The sequence below is a fragment of the Roseateles sp. genome, assembly GCF_049240545.1.
Taxonomy (GTDB): Bacteria; Pseudomonadota; Gammaproteobacteria; order Burkholderiales; family Burkholderiaceae_C; genus Paucibacter_A.
In genome coordinates this window covers 1-1,633 of the sequence record NZ_JBMLSK010000259.1, presented here as the reverse complement: position 1 = coordinate 1,633, position 1,633 = coordinate 1, and the positions used below count along the sequence as shown (strand labels likewise).

The window sequence follows — 1,633 nt, the reverse complement described above, 5'->3', positions numbered from 1 at the left end:
TTCGTCATCACCCAGAAGGCCTTGGCCGAGGGTTGGGACTGCCCGTTCGCCTACATCTTGGTGAGCATGGCCTCGCTGTCATCGGCCACAGCGGTGGAGCAGTTGCTCGGTCGCGTGCTGCGTCAACCAAGCGCCAGCCATCGGCAGGCCAAGGCCCTGAATCAGTCCTATGCCTTCGTGGTATCGAGCAACTTCGCCGAAACGGCGGGAGCGCTGCGCGACCGGCTGGTGGCGGGCGCGGGCTTCGAAAGACGCGAGGTGGGCGAGTTCGTTGCCGCCGCCAAGGCCGAGCAAGGGCGGCTGGACATCGAGGGGCACGCCGGGCGTGTGGTGGTTCGGCCGGTGGCGATCACGTTGACTGAGAAGCCCGATCTCAAGAGCGTGCCGAAGCCGGTACGTGACAAAGTGAGCTGGGACGGCAAGGTCAACACACTGACGATCAGTGCACCGCTGACCGAGGACGAGGCCGCGGTACTCCAGGCCTCTGTCACGAGCGAGGCCGCGGCGGCGGCTGTTGCTGAGGCGGCCGAGATCAGCCGCACCACAGCCATCGAGTTCTTCCAGACGCCGGCAGAGTTGGGGCAGCGCTTGCGCGTGCCGCAACTGGCCTTGCGGCTGCAGGGTGAACTCCAACTCTTCGACGATCCCGAGGTGCTGGACTACCCGCGGGATCTGTCGGCATTCGACGCCACACCGGCTGGTCACGACATCACAGCGTTGGGCGCCGGGCTCAGAGTCTCCGAAGGCGGCGAGATCGATATCGATGGAAAGAGCGGCAAAGTCATCTCGCGCTTCCTGCCCGATCTGCAGCGCGATCTGGGGCTGGTGTATCAGCCTGAGCACTGGGACGAGGTGCGTCTCGCAGCGTGGCTGTGCCGGAACCTCCCGGAGCCGTCACTCACCCACGCCAGCAAACAAGCCTTTGTGGCCAGGTGGTTGACGGATCTGTTGCGCCGGGACGGCTTCACCCTCGCACGCGCCAATCTGCAAAAGTTCCTACTGCGTAACCTGCTGGAAGCACGCATTCGTGACCTCCGCAGGCAGGCAGTGGGCAAGGCGTTCCAGCAAGCTCTGTTTGGCGAGGATGTGGCCGCACGCGTGGCGGTAACCGATCAATTTGCCTTCGAGTTCCGTGTCCAGGCCTACGCCCCAGCCCGGGACTACGACAACCGATTCGGGTCATTCGACTTTCGCAAGCACTTCTACGGCCGTATCGGTGACTTCGACAGCAAAGAGGAGTTCGAGTGCGCTTGCAGGTTGGACATCCTGGCGCAGCAAGGGCGCATGGCGTTCTGGGTGCGCAACCTGGTTCGCCGCGAAGGCAGTTCGTTCTTTCTGCAGAAGGCCGATGGACGCTTCTACCCTGACTTCCTATGCCAGCTGCCGGGCACCGCGGGCCAGCCTGGCCCGATCCTGGCCGTCGAATACAAGGGCGCTGACCGTTGGCTCGCTGCACAGGATGATCGGATGATTGGCGAGTTGTAGGCGAATCTCTCCGATGGGCGCTGCCGCTTCGTCATGGTCAAGGACAGGCGGTGGGAGTGGATAGGCCAGATGTTGATGAGGTGACCAACGTGAAGACCATCATCGAAGCGCCGACCGATCTGCTGGAGCGCTGCATGCGCCAGGCGCA

General features: G+C 63.6%; 1 protein-coding gene. It reads left to right on the top strand.

Going from position 1 to position 1,633, the window contains the following annotated elements; genetic code table 11:
* The first annotated feature begins 57 nt into the window (after positions 1-57).
* On the top strand, positions 58-1,485 hold the full coding sequence (locus tag ACOVRJ_RS16985) for a hypothetical protein (protein WP_422045018.1): 1,428 nt from the start codon (positions 58-60) through the stop codon (positions 1,483-1,485).
* Positions 1,486-1,633 lie beyond the last annotated feature (148 nt).